Here is a 15,945-nt window from a genome sequence, read left to right on the forward strand (position 1 = left end):
AGGCGCAGAGGCGCAGAGGCGCAGAGGCGCAGAGGCGCAGAGGCGCAGAGGCGCAGAGGCGCAGAGGCGCAGAGGCGCAGAGGCGTGGTGGATCGCAGAGTTGGTGCTGTGAAAAGGGGTCGCGCCAAGACGCCAAGGCGCCAAGTCGCCAAGAGGGGGGGGTGTTGCGAGGTGGCTGTGTCTTACGCCCGGCCCGTTGAACGCGACGTGGCTGAGGAAGGCCGCTTCGCGGGATTGAACTGACATCTTCGCGTCTTCGCGTTAGAATATTTCACGCGGAGGCGCGGACGGCTGTCCGGGTTCAGTCCGTCGGAGTTTCCCAGACGAACACCTCCTCGAGCGGCTTGCCGAACACCTGGGCAATGCGGAAGGCGGTTTCGAGGCTCGGTGAATATTTGCCCTGCTCGATGGCGGCGATGGTCTGGCGGGTGACGCCGACGCGCTCGCCGAGATCGGCCTGGGTCATCTCTCCGGCCAAGAAGCGCAAGGTGCGGATGGTGTTGGTGAAGGGGAGGGCGGTCATCGCTCAGCCCCGCCGGTAGAGCCAGAGCTGGCTGCCGATGCGCACCAGTTCGGCCAGCACGACGACGGCCAGCAGGCTGTGGAGGATGGTCGCGGCGGAATAGCCGTAGAAGATCGCGCCGATGCACAGCCAGACGCCGATGACGATGGGGTAATAAGCGAGATGGGTGCCGCGCCAGTGGATGATGCGGTCGCGCTCGTCACCCTTCTGGTGCGCCTCGCGCGGGTTGATGATGGCGATGATGCCGATCAGTACCGACATGGCGAGGATGATGCCGATGGTCACGCCGGTCAGCAGCCCGCCGCTCGCCGCGATATTGCCCGGCCCGCGCGGCAGGGCGGTGTGCAGTTGGAGGAAGTACCAGCCGAAGGCGGCGAGGATGACGACGAGCGCCACCCAATGGGTCTTTTCGCGGAAGGACATTGCGGGCTCCATGTTTGCTTTATGCGACTCCATGTAAAAGATTCATAACACGAAGTCAATCGGTGTCGACACCGGCCGAGCTGGCGGTTGCTGCGGCGCGGAGATTGGCTACAAGCCCGGCATGTCCACCACCTTCACCATCGATACCTCCACCAGCCGGGCAAACCCGACGCCCGCCCCGATGAAGCGGCTGACCGTGCCGGCGATCCAGCGGCGCAAGGCGGATGGCGTTACCGCCGAGCCGCTGGTGATGCTGACCGCCTACACCGTGCGCATGGCGCAGCTGCTCGATCCGCAGTGCGACATGCTGCTGGTCGGCGATTCGCTGGGGCAGGTGATCTATGGCCTGCCGTCGACCGTGCCGGTCAGCCTGGAGATGATGTGCGCGCATGGCGCGGCGGTGGTGCGGGGGAGCTGGCACAGCGTCGTCATCGTCGACATGCCGTTCGGCAGCTATGAGGCGAGCCCGGAAAAGGCGTTCGAGAGCGCGGCGCGGATCCTGAAGGAGACGGGCTGCGCAGCGGTGAAGCTGGAGGGGGGCGAGGCGATGGCGCCGACCATCCGCTTCCTCACCCAGCGCGGCATCCCGGTGATGGCGCATATCGGCCTGACCCCGCAGGCGGTGAATGCACTGGGCGGCTATGGCGCGCGCGGGCGCAGCGCGGCGGAGGAAGCGAAGATACTGGCCGATGCGCGCGCAGTGGCGGATGCCGGGGCGTTCGCGATGGTGGCCGAAGGCGTGCTCGAGCCGATCGCGATTGCGATCACCGAGGCGGTGGCGTGCCCGGTGATCGGCATCGGCGCCTCTGCGCGGTGCGACGGGCAGGTGCTGGTGACCGAGGATATGCTGGGCCTGTTCGAGCGGGTGCCGCGCTTCGTGAAGCGCTATGCCGACATGGCCGGGTTCGTGACGGCGGCGGTGACCGACTATGCGGCGCAAGTCAGGGACCGTTCATTCCCGACCGGCGATCAGACCTATCAGCCGAAGGTTTAGGACGGAACGGAAGAACCGGGTTCGAGAGTTTGTCATTCCCGCGAAAGCGGGAATCCAGGGGCGGAACGTCGCGATGCTCTTTGCTGCTCCTGGATCCCCGCTTTCGCGGGGATGACAGGTGCATGGTAGGCAGAGCGAGTGGCACGGGCGAAATGCTTGGCCTTTGCAGGGCTTGCGGCTAAGGAACCGGCCTTGCCCGGCGCGCGGCCGGGTGCGGCAGAGAAAGAAGGACAGACTATGGCGTTGCCGCCCGGCAATCCCGATACATTCGTGCAGGAAGTCGATGACGCGGTTCGCGCCGACCGGCTGCAGGAATTTGGCCGCCGCTTCGGCACGCCGCTGATCGCACTGCTGGTCATCGGCCTGCTGACGTTCGCCGGCTGGCTGTACTGGAATACGCACCGCGATTCTTCCGCAGGCGCGCTGGGGACGACGCTGAACGGCGCAATCGACAGCCTGGCGCAGGGCCGGCCCAAGGCCGCAACCAGCGCCGCCGAGCCGCTCGCCAAGGGGGATAATGCCACCTATCGCGCGCTGGCGCTGATGGTGCAGGGCAATGCCGCGCTGTCGCAGGGCGATATGCAGGGCGCGTCGGCCAAGTTCGCGACCGTCGCCGCCGATGCCGCCATCGACCAGTCGCTGCGCGATGCGGCGCTGCTGCGCCAGATGCTCGCGGATTACGACCGGATCCAGCCGGCGACGCTGATCGCGCGGTTGCGGCACATCGTGGCGCAGCCCGACAGCCCCGCCTTTGCCAGCGCGGCCGAACTGACCGCGCTCGCCGAACTGAAGCGCGGCAATGACGCGGCGGCGGGTGCGCTGTTCAAGCGCATTGCCGACAGCGACAATGCGCCCGAAAGTCTGAAATCGCGCGCGGTGCAGATGGCGGGCATGCTCGGCGTCGATGCCGTGCCCGATGCCGATAACCGACCGGCCGCCCGTGCGCCGGCGAGAAACGAGGAGTGAGGATGCGGTCTTCAACCATGCGTGCCGCGCTGATGCTGGCAGGCGCCGCCGTCGCGCTTTCGGGCTGCAGCGTGCTGAGGGGCAATGGCCCGGCGACGACCCCGACGGTCGGCAATCGCACGCCGATCCTGGGCGCCGGGACCGCGCTTGAGGTCGATCCCGCGATTGCCGGGCTCGAAGTCATCCTGCCGCCGGCTGTCCCCAATGCCGACTGGAACCAGCCGGGCGGCAATGCCGCCAAGTCGCTGGGCCATGTCTCGCTGGGTGCGACGCTGACGCAGGCGTGGACCGCGCAGATCGACGGCGGCAGCAACCGGGCACGACTGGCGTCCGCGCCGGTGGTGGCATCGGGCACGCTCTATGCCATCGACGTCGAGGCGACGGTGCATGCCTTCGATGCCGCGACGGGGGCACGGCGCTGGTCGGTCAAGATCGGCGATACCGAGCGCGATGGCCAGAGCGCGCGCTTCGGTGGCGGCGTCAGCGCCGACGGGACGATGGTCTATGCCGCGTCCGGCCTTGGCGATGTCGCCGCGCTCGATGCCGCGACCGGCGCGGTGCGCTGGACCGCGCGCCCCTCCGGCCCGCTGCGCGGCGCGCCGACGCTCGCCTTCGGCAGCGTGTTCGTGATGGGCCAGGACAACCAGTTGTTCGCGCTGCGCGCCAGCGATGGCGTGGTGCAGTGGCAGGTCGCAGGATCGGTCGCCCCGGGCAGCGTGTTCGGCGTGGCCGCGCCCTCGGCGGGCCTCGGCACCATCGTCGCCGGCTATTCGAGCGGCGAGCTCAACGCCTATCGCTACGAGAATGGCCGCCCCTTGTGGGAAGACGCGCTGGCGCGCACCAGCATCACCATGTCGGTCTCCACCCTGTCCGACATCGACGCCGACCCGGTGATCGACCGGGGCCGCGTGTTCGCCATCGGCCAGGGCGGGCGCATGGCCGCCTATGAGCTGACCAGCGGCTCGCGCCTGTGGGAACTGAGCATGGCCGGCATCGCCACGCCGTGGGTGGCTGGCGAGTGGGTGTTCGTGGTTTCCGACGATGCCCGGCTGTTCTGCATCGCCCGCGCAACCGGCAAGATCCGCTGGATCGGCCAGTTGCCGCGCTGGCGCGACGAGGAGGACCGAAAGGGCGCGATCCGCTGGACCGGCCCGGTGCTGGCTGGCGGCCGGCTGATCCTGGTCAGCACCGACGGGCGGATGGCGGAAGTCGAGCCGGGCAGCGGCGCGGTGCGCTCGCTGTCGGCGCTCAACGCCGGAACCCGCCTGCCGCCGCTGGTCGCCAACGGCATGCTCTATGTGCTGGACGAAACCGGCCGCATCACGGCCTGGCGCTGAGCGGCATGGCGCGGTGCTGACATGAAACGACCCGGCCTCCCCACGGTGGTCATCGTCGGGCGGCCGAATGTCGGCAAATCGACGCTGTTCAACCGGCTGATCGGCAAGAAGCTGGCGCTGGTCGACGACACGCCCGGCGTGACGCGCGACCGCCGCGAGGGCGAGGCGCACCTGATCGGCATGGATTTCCGCGTGATCGACACCGCGGGGTTCGAGGAAGATGCGGCGGTGACGCTGCCCGGGCGGATGCGCGCGCAGACCGAAGCCGGGCTGGCCATGGCCGATGTCGCGCTGTTCCTGATCGACGCGCGGGCGGGCGTGACCCCGGTCGACGAGGAGATCGCCCGCTGGCTGCGCGACAGCGATACCCCGATCATCGTCGCCGCCAACAAGGCGGAGGGCAAGGTGGGCGCCGCGGGCGTTTCCGATGCCTATCGCCTGGGGTTGGGCGAACCCTTCGGCCTTTCCGCCGAGCATGGCGAAGGGATTGTCGACCTGTTCGACGCGCTGCGCCCCTATCTCGAGCCGGCCGGGGAAGATCCGGCGGATGCGGGCGCGGATGATGCAGACGAGGCCGAAGCGATCGCCGCGATCGAGGCCGATGCCGAGGGGCAGGCCGAACTCGACCCGGCGGCGCCGCTCAAGCTGGCCATCGTCGGCCGGCCGAATGCGGGCAAATCGACGCTGATCAACCGCATCCTCGACGAGGACCGGCTGATCACCGGCCCGGAAGCAGGGATCACGCGGGACTCGATCTCGATAGACTGGATGTGGACCGCGCCCGACGGCAGCCAGCGGCCGGTGCGGCTGATCGACACCGCGGGCCTGCGCAAGCGCGCCAAGATCCAGGACAAGCTGGAGAAACTCTCCGCCGCCGACACGCTGCACTCGATCGCCTTTGCCGAGGTGGTGGTGCTGCTGCTCGATGCCACGCTGGGGCTGGAGGCGCAGGATCTGCGCATCGCCGACCGGGTGGTCGACGAAGGGCGGGCGCTGATCATCGCGCTCAACAAATGGGATGTCGCAGAGCAGGGCAGCAGCCTGTACCAGGGCGTGCGCGCCGCGCTCGACGAAGGGCTGGCGCAGGTCAAGGGCGTGCCGCTGCTGACGGTGTCTGCAGAGACCGGGCGCGGCATCGACCAGCTGCTGGGCGTTGCCTTCGATCTGAGGGCGCAATGGTCCCGCCGGGTCGCGACGGGCGAACTCAACCGCTGGTTCGAGCGCGCCATCGAGGCCAACCCGCCGCCCGCGCACAAGGGGCAGCGGATCAAGCTGCGCTACATCACCCAGGCGCGGCTGCGCCCGCCGAGCTTTGTCGCCTTCGGCAGCCGGGTCGACATGCTGCCCGAAAGCTATCGCCGCTATCTGATCAACGGCCTGCGCCGCGAGCTGGGCTTTGGCGGGGTGCCGGTGCGCCTGACGCTGCGGGCGTCTAAAAATCCCTATGGCGAGGCCGCACGCAAATCGGCGCATACGCCGGAGCGGCGCGCCGTCTCGCGCGGGCCGGGTGGCGGCAAGCCTGGTGGCGCCAAGCCGGCCAGGCCCAAGCCTGCGGCCGTCAAGCCGGTCGGCGAGCGCGGGCGCAGGTCGGCCAAAAGCGCCAATCCGGCGCGAACCGGCCGGGCAAAGCCGCCACAACGGCCGCAACGATAACCTGCCCTTTACATTTGCGGGTTTAATCCAGCATCAGGAACACCGCTGGACCAGGCGGGCCATGTGTACGAGTGAGACCCATGCCCAACATGTCACTACCTTTGGTAGACTGGACCAGCTTCAGTCGCACGCGATCCCAGCTTGGCGGATCGTTCATCCGCATCCTCGGCTATTTCGTCGAGGATGGCATGAAATCGGTCGAGGCAATCGAAAATGCGATGCGGGCCAATGATGCCGCCCGCATGGTGCTGCCCGCGCACACGCTGAAAACCGAAGCACGCCAGTTCGGCGGCGAGCGGCTGGGCCAACTGGCCGAAGACATCGAAATGCACGCCCGCCACTGCGTCGAAACCCGCGAAACGCCGGATGATTATCTCGACCGCGTGGTCAAGCTGCGCCCGCTGTTCCAGGAAATGCTGGCAGCGATCGAAGCCGAGGCCAACCCGCTGGTGCAGCGCAAGCCGCAGGGGTTCGGGCGGCGGGTGGCGTAGCGGGGCGGGGGCCCTAAAGGTCGTCCTCATCACTTGCGCGTTCAACCGACGCCGCACCGCCGAGCCCGTCATATCGTCGCTGCGCCAACCACTGCAGCCGCTTTGCTTGGGTTAGCAATACGCGGCGCAAGCCACCCTGAACCTTTCGCTCTGCGATAACTTGGGCGAGACGTGAAATTATCAATGCTCGCCGTGCATTTCGGAAGTCAGGATGCGACCGGATTGCATAGACCTCTGGCGACACAATACTGCTCCGGATTGAAGGAGGTAGCACTTTAATTTCGCTGCCACTGGGTGGATCTTTTTCATTCAGCACAGCGCCAAACTGGCTTCTTGCGATAGCTCGATCGTGAACAGCTCGTTCCAGGGCATTCAAGTGATCGACTGCATCTTGCCAAGCTTTCCAGCGTTCGCCGACACGCTCGCGTGGCTTTGCAACGTCCTGCAACCCGGGCAAAGGCCAGACTTCAATTTCATATACTTCAAACGGATCAAGTACAGACATTGCAACCGCATCGGTGCGCTGATTTGTCAAATGTCGGCGTACCCGTGTACGGATCAATTCGTTGGTCTGTCCTACATATATTGGTTCGCCATCATAATCGAAAAAGGCATAAACGCCCCATTTGTAGTTCCCCAGCTTCCTTGGTTGGCCCTGCTTGTCAGGGAATTCGCTATCTAGAAACCGAGCGAGATTGCGCCGCAAATCCTCGGTTTCAAACGGCGGGACGTTGATGGAATCGGGTGTATTGTCGGCCATGGGCGATAAGTATCAGGCCCAGCTTTGCCCCGCTACATATCCTTCTGCGATCATATCCAAACCTAGCAATGGTTCCAGCAATTGAGATGCCAAGTGCCGTACCACGGGTACTGCCACTCCATCGCCAGTAAGGTGGTAGGCTTCATTATAGTTGCGCGGTAGCCGGTAATCGTCAGGCAAACCCATCAGCCGAGCGGTTTCCCGTGCAGATAGCAATCGTGAACGGACGACATCACCGTCTATTACCATGATTGTCTGACGGCTCGACCCACCTCCCGGTGTTCTAAGGCAACCGGCGATATCGTCGAACCGCACCTCTGCCCGCTGCATCTTTTGCCCGGTCGCATTTTGTCGAGTACGGCGGTACACACCGCCGACCATCCTGCGCTTTGCCCGCTTGGCTGATGCAACTTTAGCCAAGTTGAGAGGCGTCATCATGCTAAGCAGTCGAGAGGTTTCAACTGCAGTATGCCAGTTTAAGTCGCTCGGCTCGTCCTCGATGATGTCTGCAAAGGTGGAATTGCGGCGCGGAGGCGTCGGAAGATTCCACCAGAGCCAATTGTTACGTTTGTCGGCATCAAGACTCGCAACAGCGGAGCGCAAGCGGCGGGTGTGAAAGGGTTCGACTGGGCCAGGTGCCAAGAGATTTGAGTTGATCTTCGTATCGGAGCGAACGCCGATTATGAACAGGCGGGGCCGGGACTGCGGAACGAAAAGCGCAGCGTCTACAACTAGTGCGCCGATACGGTAACTTGAAGCAGTCAGCGCGTTACAGATAGCCTGAAAATCTCTGCCTCCGTGCGAGGTAAGCGTACCGCACACATTTTCCAAGGCTATCAGACGAGGTGCCCGATCTTCGGCAATCAAGCCTTCGATCACTCGCCAAAACGGGAAAAATGTTCCCGATCTGCTACCCTGTAGGCCAGCGCCGCTGCCCGCAAGTGACAAGTCTTGGCAAGGAAACGACCCCCAAACCAAATCGGCGCGACCGGGCAGATCAATGGATCGGACCAAATTGACGTCACCGATCTTGAGCTCTCCACCCGTTCCCCAATTCGCTTGGTAGGAAAGGCCCTTCTTCCCGTCAAAGTCGTTTGCAAAGAGACACTTCCAACCGTCACCCAAGCCTGCTCGCGCCATTCCTCCGCCCGCAAAAAATTCGTAGAAACTAGGCTGGCTTTGCATGATGTCATCCTTGGTTAGCTGACGCCTTACACGCGCAGTTGGGTTAAGTCCTCTATAGGCTTCCCTTAGCTGTTGTTCCCCATTAGTTCTAGCCAAATCCACGCCAGTCCGGACATATCTCCTCAGCCATTGCCCGTGCTGATAAATGTGCCCATCTTCTGCACCATGCCCGATACATCCACCATCGCCGCCATCTTGTGGGCCGTCATTCTTGGCGGGGCGGGGGGGGCTGTTGACGGAGATCGGGGCCTGGTATCGCGGGTTGAAGAAGCCGAGCTGGCAGCCGCCGGACTGGCTGTTCGGCCCCGCCTGGACGCTGATCCTGGGACTGGCGGCGTGGGCGGCGGTGCTGGCGTGGGACGGGGCGCAGGATGCGGCCGGGCGCTGGACGATCGTCATCCTGTATGCGGCGAACTTCCTGTTCCATTTCGCCTGGTCGCCCTTGTTCTTCAAGCTCAAGCGCCCCGACTGGGCGCTGATCGAGGTGCCGCTGCTGTGGGCGTCGGTGCTGGCGCTGTGCGTTGCCTTGCGCGAATATTCGGTGCTGGCGAGCTGGCTGATCGTGCCCTATCTGGCGTGGGTCAGCTTTGCGGCGGTGCTGAACTGGCAGATCGTTCGGTTGAACAGGCCGTTCGGGGCGAGGGCAGCGTAGATTGATGCGTCATTGCGAGCGAAGCGTGGCAATCCAGTGCAGCGCCGTGCCGCGCTGGATTGGTTGGCCTGACGGCCGCCTTCGGCACCGCTGCGCTCGCAATGACGGAATTTGAGCGTAGGTGGTGGCGTCGCCCATCGCCTTGCCGCGCCTGCCCCTCCACCATCCTTCGGATGGTCCCCCTCCCCGTGCCGGGGAGGACCTCTGTCAGCCTACTTCGGGCTTGGCGTTGGGGTCGCTCTGCGACTGGATGTAGTTCTGCAGGCCCATCAGCTTGATGAGATCCATCTGCCGTTCCAGCCAGTCGACATGCTCTTCCTCGCTTTCGAGGATGTCGGTGAACAGGCGGCGGCTGATGAAATCGGACACGGTCTCGCAATAGGCGATCGCCTCCTTGAGCATCGGCAGCGCGTCATGTTCGAGCGCAAGGTCGGCGGCGAGGATTTCCTCGACCGTCTCCCCCACGCGCAGGCGGCCGAGCATCTGGAAATTGGGGAGGCCGCCCAGGAACAGGATGCGGTCGGCGAGCCGGTCGGCATGCTTCATCTCGTCGATCGATTCATGCCGCTCATATTCGGCGAGCTTGCTGACGCCCCAGTTGGCCAGCATGCGATAGTGCAGCCAATATTGGTTGATCGCGGTCAGCTCGTTCTTCAGCGCTTCGTTGAGGAAATCGATGACCTTGGCGTCGCCCTGCATGATGATCGTCACTCCTTGCGCCCCTCTTCATTCCCGCGAAGTCGGGAATGACGCAGGGGAAACCCACGGGGGTTTTACGCAACGGCACATCGCAACACAACCGGAAAAGTCCAGCTTTTCTGCGGGTTACAGCGATTCTATTGCGTGGCGTTTGCAGGTCGGCAATTGCGAATGCGAGTCAGGCCGCCTGGCGTTCCTCGTTCACCAGGGTGCGGGCGGCGGGGACGCACTGGCCGCACTTGGGCTTGCGGCCCAGCGCCTTGTACGCCGAGAGCGGGCAGGTTGCGCCCTGACGCACCGCATTGCGGACATCGGCTTCTCTCAGGGCATTGCAGACGCACAGGATCATGGGTGCCACCTCTCGAGTCGAGAGATAGCGCGAGTGAGACTTGTTCGCAATAGCGATGTGCGCGCGGCGCGCTATTTGCGCATCGCTTGCAATTGCATGCGCGACAGGCTGCGCCACAACCATTCGAGCGGGCCATAGCGATAGCTGTCGAGCCAGGGCTTCGACCACAGCAGCATGATGATCCAGATGGCGACCACCGGGCCATAGACCTCGATTCGCGACCAGTAGCCGAACTGGCCGAGACCCCAGCCGTAGAAGAGCGCGGTCATCAGCAGCGAGGTGCCGAGATAGTTGGTGAAGGCGGCGCGGCCGACCGCGGCGACGCGGGCAATGAAGGCGGACGTGGCGAAACGCTGTGCCAGCCCCATGAACAGACAGGCGTAGCCGACGCTCATCGCGAAATCGAAGGGCACGGACAGCCAGAAGGTCGATTCCAGCAGCACCGCGGCATCGAGACCGGACCGGAACTGCCACCACAGCAGGGCCAGATTGGCGACGATGCCGAGGCCGAGGCACCAGTTGCGCCAGCGGTCGAGCCGGGCGAGTTCCCATGTGCCGCGCAGCAGGCCGGACTTGAACATGATCATGCCGATCAGCATCAGCGCGATGGTTTCCGGGCCGTAGAGCAGCACGCCGACGAACGGTTCGGCGCCATCCTCTGCGAACTTGCCGGCTACGATGGTATTGAAATCGCTGCGGTAGAGCTCAGCCTGTTCGACCGACTCAGGGCTTTGATATGCAAAGCTGGCGGTGAGCTTGGTCATCGGCTCGGCCAGCGCTTCCTTGAGCGGCGGAGGGGCCCAGTCCTGACGGGCGAGCGCCAGCACGCCGAATTGCGCGCTGCTGAGCAGCATGGCCAGAATGAAGAAGCCGACCGCCCAGCGGCGCAGCGCTTTGATCGACAGGTTGCGGAAGGCGTAGAGCAGCATTCCGCACATGGCGTAGAGGAACAGGATGTCGCCGAACCAGATCAGGTAGAAATGGAGGAGGCCGAAGATGGCGAGCACGATCATCCGGCCATAATGGCTCTGTGCCGGGCTGCGCCCCGTGGCTGCCGCCGACTGGATGACCAGCAGGGTCGAGGCGCCGAACATCATCGAGAACAGGCCGCGCATCTTCGAATCGAAGACGACATAGTTGAACGCCCAGATCAGCAGGTCGGCACCGGTATCGCCGCCCCAGGCACGCGGGGTGATATAGGCGTTTTCGGGCATGGCGAAGGCGACGATGTTCATCGCGAGGATGCCCATCACCGCAAATCCGCGGGTGACGTCGAGTCCGGCGATGCGCTCCGGCGCAGCGGGCGGTGGCGGTGCCACGTCGGCGTCGTGAAAACTGGTCACCGTAGCCATGCGCCGAATTCCCCCTCATGCGCTGTATTGGCGGGATAATGCACAGGTTGGCGGCGATGTCCAACGATGTTGTTGCAGCGCAACAGCTATGTCGGTGTCAGCCCGCCTTGGGCCGCAGCGCGACGACGAGGCCGATGATCGCCATCAGCGAGCCGGCGATGGCGAGCCCCGACCAGACATAGCCTTCGAACAGGGTGGACAGGGCCATGGCGATGACCGGGATCAGCACGCTCGACCAGGCGGCGGGGCCGGCCCCGACCTTGCGGATGATGCCGAAATAGAGCGGGAAGCACAGCACGCTGCCGAACAGGCCGAGGTAGAGCACGCCGAGCCAGTAGCCGGGGCGCCAGTCGAACACCGGCGCGCCGACGGTGGCCGCCGCAAAGATCGCATCGCCGATCGCACCCCACAGCATCGCCCAGGCGATCAGCACGAAAATCGACTGGCTTTTGGCCAGCGGCGTCGCCTGCATGACATTGGCAGCGGAGGCCGAAAGCACGCCCGCGAGGGTGAGGGCCGCGCCGACCGCGACCATCGAGATGTCGCCATGCACCGAGCGCGCCTCATGCCCCAGTAGCAGCAGCACGCCGATCATGGCGATGCTGCCGCCGGCGACGAAGCGCCGCTCGACCGGGGTCTTGAGGAAGATGCGCGACAGCAGCGTGTTGGGGACGATGAGCAGGGCGAAGATCACCGCGACCACGCCCGACGTGAGATAATGTTCGGCGCGGTAGACGAAGTTGAAGTTCATCATGAACTGCGCGACGCCGATGATCGCGGCGAAGAGTTGCGTCTTGCCATCGAGCCACAGGCGTTCCCGCCGCACGATGCACAGCAGGAACATGGCGATGGCGGCGACGGCAAAGCGGTAGGTGACCGACCAGCTCGGCGGCACGGTGCCGAGCTGATCGCGGATCACCAGCCAGGTTGAGCCCCAGATCAGCGTCACGATGACAAAGGGAATCAGCACCCGCGGGGTGAGCAGGGTCGGCGGGGCGTCGCTCATAGCGCGGCAATCGCCTCGGCGAGCGGGCGCACATCGTCTGCGCCATGGTGCCAGCTGGTGACGATGCGGGCCGCGCCGTCGCCCCAGTCGTAGAAATCGAAGCCTTTTGCCCTCAGCGCCGCGGCTTCCGCGGGCGACAGGCGCAGGAACAGCTCATTGGCTTCGACCGGGTACAGCAGCCGCTCGCCCGCGCCCGCCGCGATCAGCGCGGCTGCCGCATTGGCGGCGCGCGCATTGGCGAGCCACAGATCATCGGCCAGCATCGCGTGGAGCTGGGCGGCGAGATAGCGGCCCTTCGACTGGAGGTGACCGCTGCGCTTGCGCAATTGCTGCATGCCTTGCGGTAGCGCACCGAAGAACAGCAGGGCTTCCGCATTCATGCCGCCGTTCTTGATGCAGCCGAACGACAGCGCGTCGACCCCGGCGCGCCAGGTCACATCCGCCGGCGCGCAGCCGACATGCGCCACCGCATTGGCAAGGCGCGCGCCGTCCATGTGCAGCTTGAGGCCATGTCGGCGTGCCGCCTCTCCGACCACGCCGACCTCGTCCGGGCGCCAGGCAAGGCCATATTCGGAAGCGTTGGTGATGCTGATGGCGGCGGGCTGGACCTGATGCACATCCTTGCGGATGGTTGCCATCCGCGCGTCGATGGTCGCTGCATCGATCTTCGCGCCCGCGCCGGGCAGCAGGATCAGCTTGGCGCCGCCGGTGAACATGGCGGGCGCGCCGCATTCATCGACCTCGATATGCGCTTCCTCATGGCACAATATTGCCTGCCATGGCGCCACGAAGGCGGCGAGCGCGATGCTGTTGGCCGCGGTGCCGGTCGGCAGCCACAGCACCGAGCAGTGCGTTTCGAACAGGTCCGAAAAGGCGGCGTCGAGCGCCTGCGACAGCGCGTCGCCATCATAGGCGGTATCGACATGGTTGGCGGCAGCAATCGCCTCCATCACCGCAGGATGCACCGGGGCGGCATTGTCCGAGAAGAAGCGGGCGGTCGTCATGGCGGCGCCATGCGCCCGCGATGCCCGCTTGTCGAGACGGACGGGACGATTGCGTTTCATCGAATTTTGCAATCAGGCATGCCGGATAAATCGATTTGTGCAGCGCAGCATCCCTTCCTATCTGCATCCTGCAAGTTCCACATAATCCACCAAAAAAGGACTCTCCCATGGCAATCATCGGTAGCAAGCTGCAGCCGTTCAGCGTGCAGGCTTTCCACAATGGCACCTTCCTCGAGGTGACCGAGGCCGACGTGCTCGGCAAGTGGGCGATCTTCTTCTTCTATCCGGCCGACTTCACCTTCGTCTGCCCGACCGAGCTGGAAGACATGGCCAACCATTATGCCGAATTCCAGGCGCTGGGCGCCGAAGTGTTCGGCGTTTCGACCGACACCCACTTCAGCCACAAGGCCTGGCATTCGAGCTCGCCGGCGATCGGCAAGATCGCCTTCCCGCTGCTGGGCGACCCGGCCGGTGTCGTCACCAACAATTTCGGCGTGATGCGCGAAGGCGTCGGCCTGGCTGACCGCGCCACCTTCTTGGTCGATCCGGACGGCGTGGTGCAGTTCGTCGAAATCACCTGCGAAGGCGTCGGCCGCAACGCGGCCGAGCTGCTGCGCAAGGTGAAGGCGGCGAAATATGTTCGCGAAAACCCCGGCCAGGTCTGCCCGGCCAAGTGGGAAGAGGGCGCGGAAACGCTCGCCCCGTCGCTGGAACTGGTCGGCAAGATCTGACGATCGGCTGGCTCCCCCCCGCGCGATCCCCTGGATCGCGCGGGGACGTTTTTCCCATCGCGCACCGCCGCCGTCCTGCGCCTTGCGCAGCGTCTGAAGGCGCGCGTCTCCCTGCTTCAGGATGATCCCCATGCTCGACGCCACGCTCAAGCAGCAGCTTTCGACCTATCTCGGCCATGTCCGCCAGCCGGTGGAGTTGGTTCCGGCGCTCGATGGCGGCGCGAAATCGGCCGATCTGCTGGGCCTGCTCGAGGAAATCGCGACGCTGTCCGACAAGGTCAGCGTGGTGCGCGAAGAGGCGCCGGAAGGCACGCGCCGCCCCAGCTTCACCATCCGCCGTGCCGGCAGCGATGTCGCGGTCAGCTTTGCGGGCATCCCGCTCGGCCATGAGTTCACCTCGCTGGTGCTGGCGCTGCTGCAGGTCGGCGGGCATCCGCCCAAGGTCAGCGAGGAACTGCTCGATCAGGTGCGCGGGCTTGACGGCGATTTCGTCTTCGAAAGCTATTTCTCTCTGTCCTGCCAGAATTGCCCCGATGTGGTGCAGGCGCTCAACCTGATGAGCATCGTCAACCCGCGCATCCGCCACACCGCCATCGACGGCGCGCTGTTCCAAGCCGAGGTATCGGGCCGCGAGATCATGGCGGTGCCGTCGGTGTTCCTGAACGGCGAGCCGTTCGCGCAGGGGCGGATGGAGCTGGAGCAGATCATCGCCCGGCTCGATACCGGTGCCGAGGCGCGCGCCGCCGAGGCGATCAAGGCCAAGGCGCCGTTCGAGGTGCTGGTGGTTGGCGGCGGGCCCGCCGGGGCGGCAGCGGCCATCTATGCCGCGCGCAAGGGCATCCGCACCGGGCTCGCTGCCGAGCGGTTCGGCGGGCAGGTGCTCGACACGCTGGGCATCGAAAATTTCATCTCGGTCCAGCACACCGAGGGGCCGAAGCTGGTCACCCAGCTCGAAGCGCATGTGCGCGACTATGACGTCGACATCATGAACCTGCAGCGCGCCGAAAAGCTGATCCCGTCCGCGCGGCCCGGCGGCCTGCACGAGGTGGTGCTGGCCAATGGTGCAAGCCTGAAGGCGCGGACCATCATCCTTTCCACCGGCGCGCGCTGGCGGCAGATGGGCGTTCCGGGCGAGGAACAGTATCGCAACAAGGGCGTCGCCTATTGCCCGCACTGCGACGGGCCGCTGTTCAAGGGCAAGCGGGTCGCGGTGATCGGTGGCGGCAATTCGGGGGTCGAGGCGGCGATCGATCTGGCCGGTATCGTCGCGCATGTCACGCTGATCGAATATGACAGCCAGCTGCGCGCCGACGCGGTGCTGCAGCGCAAGCTGGCCAGCCTGCCCAATGTCGAGATCATCACCAGCGCGGCGACCACCGAGGTCAAGGGCGATGGCGCGCGGGTTACCGCACTGACCTATGAGGATCGCCGCACGGGCAAGCCGCGCGAGATCGCGCTCGAGGGCATTTTCGTGCAGATCGGCCTGGTGCCGAACAGCGAATGGCTGAAGGATGTCATCGCGCTTTCCCCGCGCGGCGAGATCGAGGTGGACGCCCGCGGCGCGACATCGCAGCCGGGCATCTTCGCCGCCGGGGACGTGACGACCACGCCCTACAAGCAGATCGTCATCGCCATGGGCGAAGGCTCCAAGGCGGCGCTATCGGCGTTCGACCATCTGATCCGGCTGGCGCCGGCGGAGGATGTGGCCGAGGCGGCTTAGTTGGCGGGCTTCGTCTGATCGTTTGTCGTCATTGCGAGCGTAGCGAAGCAATCCAGGGCCGGCGTTAACCGCACTGGATTGGTTGGCCTGCGGCCGCCTT

At 65.1% G+C, this 15,945-nt stretch carries 17 protein-coding genes; 8 read left to right on the forward strand and 9 right to left on the reverse strand.

Annotated features, from left to right (window positions below; genetic code table 11):
* Positions 1–301: 301 nt before the first annotated feature.
* Positions 302–523: a helix-turn-helix transcriptional regulator gene (locus tag AC0QC4_RS05125; protein WP_483658661.1), complete on the reverse strand. Its 222-nt coding sequence runs from the start codon at positions 521–523 to the stop codon at positions 302–304.
* 3 nt (positions 524–526) lie between these two features.
* Positions 527–946 carry a hypothetical protein gene (locus AC0QC4_RS05130; protein ID WP_483658662.1) on the reverse strand — a complete coding sequence of 140 codons (420 nt, stop codon included), beginning with the start codon at positions 944–946 and terminating at the stop codon, positions 527–529.
* 121 nt (positions 947–1,067) lie between these two features.
* Here AC0QC4_RS05130 and panB point away from each other — a divergent pair, with 121 nt between their 5' ends.
* From panB to AC0QC4_RS05155, 5 genes are all read left to right on the forward strand, one after another.
* Complete coding sequence (gene panB, locus AC0QC4_RS05135) at positions 1,068–1,940, forward strand: 3-methyl-2-oxobutanoate hydroxymethyltransferase (RefSeq protein WP_483658663.1); 873 nt, start codon at positions 1,068–1,070, stop codon at positions 1,938–1,940.
* A 237-nt stretch (positions 1,941–2,177) separates the two neighbouring features.
* Positions 2,178–2,906, forward strand: a complete 729-nt coding sequence (locus AC0QC4_RS05140) for a tetratricopeptide repeat protein (RefSeq protein ID WP_483658664.1) — start codon at positions 2,178–2,180, stop codon at positions 2,904–2,906.
* Between the two features lie 2 nt (positions 2,907–2,908).
* Positions 2,909–4,243, forward strand: a complete 1,335-nt coding sequence (locus AC0QC4_RS05145) for an outer membrane protein assembly factor BamB family protein (protein WP_483658665.1) — start codon at positions 2,909–2,911, stop codon at positions 4,241–4,243.
* A 21-nt stretch (positions 4,244–4,264) separates the two neighbouring features.
* Positions 4,265–5,896, forward strand: a complete 1,632-nt coding sequence (gene der, locus AC0QC4_RS05150; RefSeq protein WP_483658666.1) for a ribosome biogenesis GTPase Der — start codon at positions 4,265–4,267, stop codon at positions 5,894–5,896.
* 80 nt (positions 5,897–5,976) lie between these two features.
* Positions 5,977–6,387 carry an Hpt domain-containing protein gene (locus AC0QC4_RS05155; RefSeq protein WP_483658667.1) on the forward strand — a complete coding sequence of 137 codons (411 nt, stop codon included), beginning with the start codon at positions 5,977–5,979 and terminating at the stop codon, positions 6,385–6,387.
* 13 nt (positions 6,388–6,400) lie between these two features.
* Here the strand turns inward: AC0QC4_RS05155 and AC0QC4_RS05160 are convergent, their stop codons facing one another.
* Positions 6,401–7,147: a GIY-YIG nuclease family protein gene (locus AC0QC4_RS05160; protein ID WP_483658668.1), complete on the reverse strand. Its 747-nt coding sequence runs from the start codon at positions 7,145–7,147 to the stop codon at positions 6,401–6,403.
* Between the two features lie 12 nt (positions 7,148–7,159).
* Positions 7,160–8,332: a DNA cytosine methyltransferase gene (locus AC0QC4_RS05165; protein ID WP_483658669.1), complete on the reverse strand. Its 1,173-nt coding sequence runs from the start codon at positions 8,330–8,332 to the stop codon at positions 7,160–7,162.
* A 232-nt stretch (positions 8,333–8,564) separates the two neighbouring features.
* Here AC0QC4_RS05165 and AC0QC4_RS05170 point away from each other — a divergent pair, with 232 nt between their 5' ends.
* Positions 8,565–8,984, forward strand: a complete 420-nt coding sequence (locus AC0QC4_RS05170) for a TspO/MBR family protein (protein ID WP_483658670.1) — start codon at positions 8,565–8,567, stop codon at positions 8,982–8,984.
* 207 nt (positions 8,985–9,191) lie between these two features.
* Here AC0QC4_RS05170 and bfr read toward each other — a convergent pair whose 3' ends face one another.
* The 5 genes from bfr to AC0QC4_RS05195 form a co-directional block, all read right to left on the reverse strand.
* Positions 9,192–9,683: a bacterioferritin gene (gene bfr / locus AC0QC4_RS05175; protein ID WP_483659326.1), complete on the reverse strand. Its 492-nt coding sequence runs from the start codon at positions 9,681–9,683 to the stop codon at positions 9,192–9,194.
* 178 nt (positions 9,684–9,861) lie between these two features.
* Positions 9,862–10,032: a (2Fe-2S)-binding protein gene (locus AC0QC4_RS05180; protein ID WP_483658671.1), complete on the reverse strand. Its 171-nt coding sequence runs from the start codon at positions 10,030–10,032 to the stop codon at positions 9,862–9,864.
* 71 nt (positions 10,033–10,103) lie between these two features.
* Positions 10,104–11,384 (reverse strand): DUF418 domain-containing protein, encoded by a 1,281-nt coding sequence (locus AC0QC4_RS05185; protein WP_483658672.1) that lies wholly within the window; start codon positions 11,382–11,384, stop codon positions 10,104–10,106.
* A 97-nt stretch (positions 11,385–11,481) separates the two neighbouring features.
* Complete coding sequence (locus tag AC0QC4_RS05190; RefSeq protein ID WP_483658673.1) at positions 11,482–12,390, reverse strand: DMT family transporter; 909 nt, start codon at positions 12,388–12,390, stop codon at positions 11,482–11,484.
* Positions 12,387–13,394 (reverse strand): threonine aldolase family protein, encoded by a 1,008-nt coding sequence (locus AC0QC4_RS05195; protein WP_483659328.1) that lies wholly within the window; start codon positions 13,392–13,394, stop codon positions 12,387–12,389. Before AC0QC4_RS05195 ends, AC0QC4_RS05190 begins: the two co-directional genes overlap by 4 nt.
* Positions 13,395–13,561: 167 nt before the next feature.
* Between AC0QC4_RS05195 and ahpC the strand changes: the two genes are divergently transcribed.
* Positions 13,562–14,125, forward strand: coding sequence for an alkyl hydroperoxide reductase subunit C (gene ahpC / locus AC0QC4_RS05200; protein WP_483658674.1), 564 nt, complete (start codon positions 13,562–13,564; stop codon positions 14,123–14,125).
* A 130-nt stretch (positions 14,126–14,255) separates the two neighbouring features.
* Positions 14,256–15,845 (forward strand): alkyl hydroperoxide reductase subunit F, encoded by a 1,590-nt coding sequence (gene ahpF / locus AC0QC4_RS05205; protein ID WP_483658675.1) that lies wholly within the window; start codon positions 14,256–14,258, stop codon positions 15,843–15,845.
* Positions 15,846–15,945: the final 100 nt, after the last annotated feature.

The organism is Sphingomonas sp. jy18, assembly GCF_056931895.1.